The sequence below is a fragment of the Glycocaulis sp. genome (assembly GCF_052168375.1).
Classification (GTDB): domain Bacteria; phylum Pseudomonadota; class Alphaproteobacteria; order Caulobacterales; family Maricaulaceae; genus Glycocaulis.
Map to the genome: position 1 here is coordinate 1 of NZ_JBQLZR010000278.1, position 4,587 is coordinate 4,587.

The following is a 4,587-nucleotide window of genomic DNA, read 5'->3' on the forward strand; positions in this document are numbered from 1 at the left end:
GACGGCCAGCTGGGTCTTGAGGACATGCAGGGCGCGACCTTCACTATTTCGAATGGCGGGGTCTATGGCTCGCTGATGAGCTCACCCATCCTCAATGCGCCGCAATCGGGCATTCTGGGCATGCACAAGATCCAGGACCGTCCGGTGGCCATGAACGGCCAGGTCGTGATCCGCCCGATGATGTATCTGGCGCTGTCCTATGATCACCGCATCGTCGACGGCAAGGAAGCGGTCAGCTTCCTGGTGCGCGTGAAGGAGAGCCTGGAAAAACCGGAGCGGCTTCTGCTGGACATCTAGGCAAGGCGCGAGGTCAGCGCAGGGGCGGAACAAGCCCCAGCGCGCGCCAGATGAGCGCAACCGACAGCCCTGTGACCATAAGGGCTGTCACCATTGCATCTCCGGTCAGGCCGATGATGAGGGCGGCAAGGCCCAGCCCGATAATGATGGCGGCGAGTCCGCGCACGATGTGCGCCTGGGAGCGCGTGGCGTTGGCGATGAAGAGCGCCGTGATGATGGCAAGTCCGGTCATGGCGCTGGCGGGCAGTTCGGCGCCGTTAGCCCCCAGCAGCACCATCAGGGCGAGGCCATAAAGCCCGGCAAGCCCGGCACCGATGGCGACAAGGCTCCAGCGAATGCCTGCCATGGTCAGAAGGGCTGCGCGATGGCGCGGACGGTTATGGTCTGACACGAACAGGCGCCCTGAAAGGCGCGTGCCACCGCCCCGCCGCGCATCTTCGGGATGATGCAGCAGCTCGAAGAGAATGGCAGCCAGCAAGCCGGACACCAGCGATACCAGAAATGTCGTCACGCCCTGATTGTCCCTTTGCCCTTGGCGAGCCCCCGTTTGCGGATCAAAAGCCAGACTGGAGCCCGGATCAAGCCCTCAAGCTGGACCTCGCCATCAGCAGAGGTGCAAGTCTGGCATGCGGGCAGATGCGATTGACGCGCCGCGCTGCTTGGCTAGGTTGCGGATAAACGCGCCCGGACCCCTCCCCCTTCCACCTGCCGGGCCGGAGGATATCTCATGGCTGACACGTATGACGTTGTAATCATTGGCGGCGGGCCGGGCGGCTATAACTGCGCCATCCGGGCCGGACAGCAGGGCCTGAAGACCGCCATTATCGAGATGCGCAAGACGCTCGGCGGGACCTGCCTGAATGTCGGCTGCATTCCGTCAAAGGCCCTGTTGCACGCCTCCGAGCTTTACGAGATGGCCCAGACCGAATTTGCCTCGATGGGGATCGGTACCGGCAAGGTGACGCTCAATCTCGAAGCGATGATGGGCCAGAAGGCGGACGCCGTTGAGGGGCTTACCAAAGGTGTTGCCGGCCTGATGAAGAAGAACAAGGTCGAGCATTTCCACGGCAAGGGAAGGATCGACGGCAAGGGCAAGGTTGTCGTCGCGCTTGAGGATGGCTCAGAAAAGACGCTCGAGACGAAGAACATCGTCATTGCGACCGGTTCGGAAGTGACACCGCTGCCGGGTGTCGAGATCGACGAGAAGCAGATCGTGTCCTCGACCGGTGCGCTGGCCCTTGAAAAGGTGCCCGGCAAGCTGGTGCTGATCGGGGCCGGGGTGATTGGTCTGGAACTGGGCTCTGTCTGGCGCCGCCTTGGCTCGGAAGTGACGGTGGTCGAATATCTCGACCGGGTCCTGCCGACGATGGATGGCGAGATTTCCAAGCAGGCCAAGCGCCTGTTCGAGAAACAGGGCATGGTCTTCAAGCTTGGCCGCAAGGTGACCGGCGTCGAGAAGGCTGGCGAGGCGCTGAAAGTGAAGACGGAAGCCGCCGCTGGCGGGGAGGAAGAGGTGCTGGACGCCGATGTCGTCCTCGTCTGCATCGGCCGGCGTCCCTATACGGACGGTCTGGGGCTCGAAACAGTCGGGATCGAGGCCGACAAGCGCGGCTTCATCGCCAATGACCATTTCAAGACCTCGGCGGAAGGTGTCTGGGTCATCGGCGACACCACGCACGGCCCCATGCTGGCCCACAAGGCCGAGGATGACGGCACGGCTTGCGCGGAACTGATCGCCGGCAAGGCTGGCCATGTGAACTATCTGGCAACGCCCAGCGTCGTCTATACGCGCCCGGAAATCGCCAGTGTCGGCTATACCGAGGAACAGTTGAAGGAGATGGGCCGCGCCTACAAGGCAGGCAAATTCCCCTTCATGGCCAACAGCCGCGCGCGCACCAATCACGATACGGACGGGTTTGTGAAAATCCTCGCCGATGCGGAAACCGACGAGATCCTGGGCGGTCACATCATGGGGCCCCATGCGGGCGAGATGATCGGCGAGATAGCCCTTGCCATGGAGTTCCGCGCGGCTTCTGAAGATATCGCCCGCACCAGCCACGCCCACCCCACACTGTCGGAAGCGATCCGTCAGGCCGCAATGGGGGTGGAAGGCTGGACCATGCAGATGTAGCCTTGGACACACGCCAACACCGCCGGGCACAATCATGGCAGCGCACGAGACCGTTTCTGCAGGCCCGATGAGGGCCACCCCGCGCCTGCGCCTCGTCGCGCTGGACGCGCGGCTGTCCGCCTTACAGCTGGACGACCGCAAGGGGTTTTTCCGGGCGCTGAATGTCCAGTCCGAGGCAGCATGGCCGCCGGAGCTGAACAATACCGAGAGCATGGCCCAGACACGCGACCGGCTGGCGGAGCATCCGGAAGAGGCCGGCTGGCATTCCTGGGTTTTCATCATGCGCTGGGCTGATGATGCGCCGGGACGGCTTGTCGGCAATGGCGGGTTTTACGGGCCTCCGGACGAAAACGGCATTGCCGAGATCGGCTATTCCATGCTGCCGAGCTTTCGCGAGCAGGGCCTTGCCACCGAAGCGGTGCAGGGCCTCGCCGCCTGGGCTTTCAGCCAGAGCGAGCTGAAGCTGATCCGTGCCCGGACGAAGATCAGCGGCATGGCTTCACAGCGCGTGCTGGAAAAGAGCGGTTTTATCGCAGCCGGGGAGGTCACTGACCCGGAAGAGGGCCGCCTCTCAGTCTATACCCTCAGCCGAAAGAGCGGATGAGCGGGCGGCCCTTTCGCAATATCGTCATCCTGACCGGAGCGGGCATCAGTGCCGAATCCGGTCTGGGAACCTTTCGCGACAAGGGTGGCATCTGGGAAAAGTTCGACTGGCAGAAGCTGGCAACGCCGGAAGCCTTCCGCAGCGATCCGCACAGCGTCCACGATTTCTACAATGCCCGTCGCGCCAACATGGCTGGTGCACAGCCCAATGACGCACACCGCGCGCTCGCAGCGCTAGAGCTGCTTTGGCAGGCGGAGGATCGCGGCTCCTTCCTGCTCGTCACCCAGAATATCGATGATCTGCACGAACGTGGCGGCTCGCGCGAAGTGCTGCACATGCATGGCGAATTGCTGAAAAGCCGCTGCAATTCCTGCGGTCATCTGTTCGAGCACACGCACGCCCTTGGCGTTGAAACCGCATGCCCCTCCTGCGCCCGGGCGGGCGGCCTGCGTCCGCACGTGGTTTGGTTTGGCGAAATGCCGCTGGGTCTCGATACAATCTATGAGGCGCTTGGCGCGTGTGATCTCTTCGTGGCGATCGGCACGTCCGGTACGGTCTACCCGGCGGCGGGATTTGTCAGCGAAGCCAAAGCGGCCGGTGCCTGGACGGTGGAATTGTCACTGGAGCCGGGCGAGGTCAGCGCGCTCTTTGACGAACACCATTACGGGCCTGCGACGAAAATCGTGCCCGAATGGGCAGGACGTATCTAGCAGCCGCCCTCGTCCTTCGCGACGCTCACTCCACGCTGTCCTCAATGGCGTGCATGTCATCGTCGGACAGGCCGAAATGGTGACCGATCTCGTGGACCAGCACATGGGTGATGAGGTCGCCCAGCATGACATCTCCGCGTTCGCACCACTCCAGAAGGATGGGCAGGCGGTAGAGGAAGACATGGTCGGGCAAGCCGGGGTCGAGGACCGATTTCTCGGTCAGGTCGACCCCGTGATAGAGCCCGGTCAGCTCATACGGATTTTCCATTTCCAGCGCCGCGAGCGTGTCCTCGTCGGCAAAGTCTGCAATCTGGATCACCACATTGCCGCACAGCTTCAGGAACGCTGCCGGCAGCGCAGCGAAGGCCGCCTCGGCCATGGCAAGAAAGTCGGCTTCGGACGGCGCGAGCTGATCGGTGAAGGGTGATGTCATGGCGACCTTCTAGCCCGGCGCAGGCGACCCGCCTAGGGGGCTGCCGGGGCGGGCTTGCAAACGGAACAAAGTTCGAACAGGATTGTGCCCATGTCTGCCGAACCTCTGCCCTTTGCCTCTCTGACCAATCCTGCGATCGATGATGCGCAGGCCCTGATGCGCGGCGCAGCCCGCGTGCTGGCAAGCTTTGGCCTGGCGGCGATCCCGGAGTTTTCCCTGCCTTGCGGGCGCCGGGCGGACCTGATGGCGCTCGGCCCGAAAGGCGAGCTGGTCATTGTCGAGGTGAAGTCCGGCGCGGCGGATTTTCGCGCCGATGGCAAATGGCCGGAATATTTTGACTGGTGCGACCGCTATTTCTTCGCCGTTTCGGAGCGGTTCCCCCGCGCGCTGCTGCCCGAGCATACCGGCCTCA

At 63.2% G+C, this 4,587-nt stretch carries 7 protein-coding genes; 5 read left to right on the plus strand and 2 right to left on the minus strand.

Translation table 11 applies throughout. The features are described from left to right. A partial coding sequence (locus tag ACTS2Z_RS11275) for a 2-oxo acid dehydrogenase subunit E2 (protein WP_442573306.1) occupies window positions 1-297 on the plus strand: 297 nt, incomplete at its 5' end. A gap of 13 nt (window positions 298-310) precedes the next feature. On the opposite strand, the gene ACTS2Z_RS11280 is transcribed toward ACTS2Z_RS11275, so the two are convergent. Further along, window positions 311-808 carry a hypothetical protein gene (locus tag ACTS2Z_RS11280; RefSeq protein WP_442573307.1) on the minus strand — a complete coding sequence of 166 codons (498 nt, stop codon included), beginning with the start codon at window positions 806-808 and terminating at the stop codon, window positions 311-313. Window positions 809-1,024: 216 nt separating this feature from the next. Between ACTS2Z_RS11280 and lpdA the strand changes: the two genes are divergently transcribed. The 3 genes from lpdA to ACTS2Z_RS11295 are packed head-to-tail and all read left to right on the plus strand — an operon-like array spanning window position 1,025 to window position 3,742. Continuing rightward, entirely contained in the window at window positions 1,025-2,428 is a 1,404-nt protein-coding gene (gene lpdA / locus ACTS2Z_RS11285) for a dihydrolipoyl dehydrogenase (RefSeq protein ID WP_442573308.1), read from the plus strand. Window positions 2,429-2,462: 34 nt separating this feature from the next. Then, the gene (locus ACTS2Z_RS11290) at window positions 2,463-3,032 is read left to right on the plus strand and encodes a GNAT family N-acetyltransferase (protein ID WP_442573309.1); all 570 of its coding nucleotides are present in this window, start codon (window positions 2,463-2,465) and stop codon (window positions 3,030-3,032) included. Next, window positions 3,029-3,742: an NAD-dependent deacylase gene (locus ACTS2Z_RS11295; RefSeq protein ID WP_442573310.1), complete on the plus strand. Its 714-nt coding sequence runs from the start codon at window positions 3,029-3,031 to the stop codon at window positions 3,740-3,742. The genes ACTS2Z_RS11290 and ACTS2Z_RS11295 overlap by 4 nt, the downstream gene beginning before the upstream one ends. 25 nt (window positions 3,743-3,767) lie before the next feature. On the opposite strand, the gene ACTS2Z_RS11300 is transcribed toward ACTS2Z_RS11295, so the two are convergent. After that, window positions 3,768-4,175 (minus strand): metallopeptidase family protein, encoded by a 408-nt coding sequence (locus ACTS2Z_RS11300; protein WP_442573311.1) that lies wholly within the window; start codon window positions 4,173-4,175, stop codon window positions 3,768-3,770. Window positions 4,176-4,265: 90 nt separating this feature from the next. On the opposite strand from ACTS2Z_RS11300, the gene ACTS2Z_RS11305 reads away from it, so the two are divergent. Further along, window positions 4,266-4,587 (plus strand): MmcB family DNA repair protein (locus ACTS2Z_RS11305; RefSeq protein ID WP_442573312.1); only part of this gene is annotated, 322 nt, incomplete at its 3' end.

What these genes read in the sequence shown, in the direction of transcription:
- lpdA (WP_442573308.1), top strand. Translation starts at nt 1,025, where the DNA reads ATGGCTGACACGTATGACGTTGTAATCATTGGCGGCGGGCCGGGCGGC.
- ACTS2Z_RS11290 (WP_442573309.1), top strand. Translation starts at nt 2,463, where the DNA reads ATGGCAGCGCACGAGACCGTTTCTGCAGGCCCGATGAGGGCCACCCCG.
- ACTS2Z_RS11295 (WP_442573310.1), top strand. Translation starts at nt 3,029, where the DNA reads ATGAGCGGGCGGCCCTTTCGCAATATCGTCATCCTGACCGGAGCGGGC.
- ACTS2Z_RS11300 (WP_442573311.1), bottom strand. Translation starts at nt 4,175, where the DNA reads ATGACATCACCCTTCACCGATCAGCTCGCGCCGTCCGAAGCCGACTTT.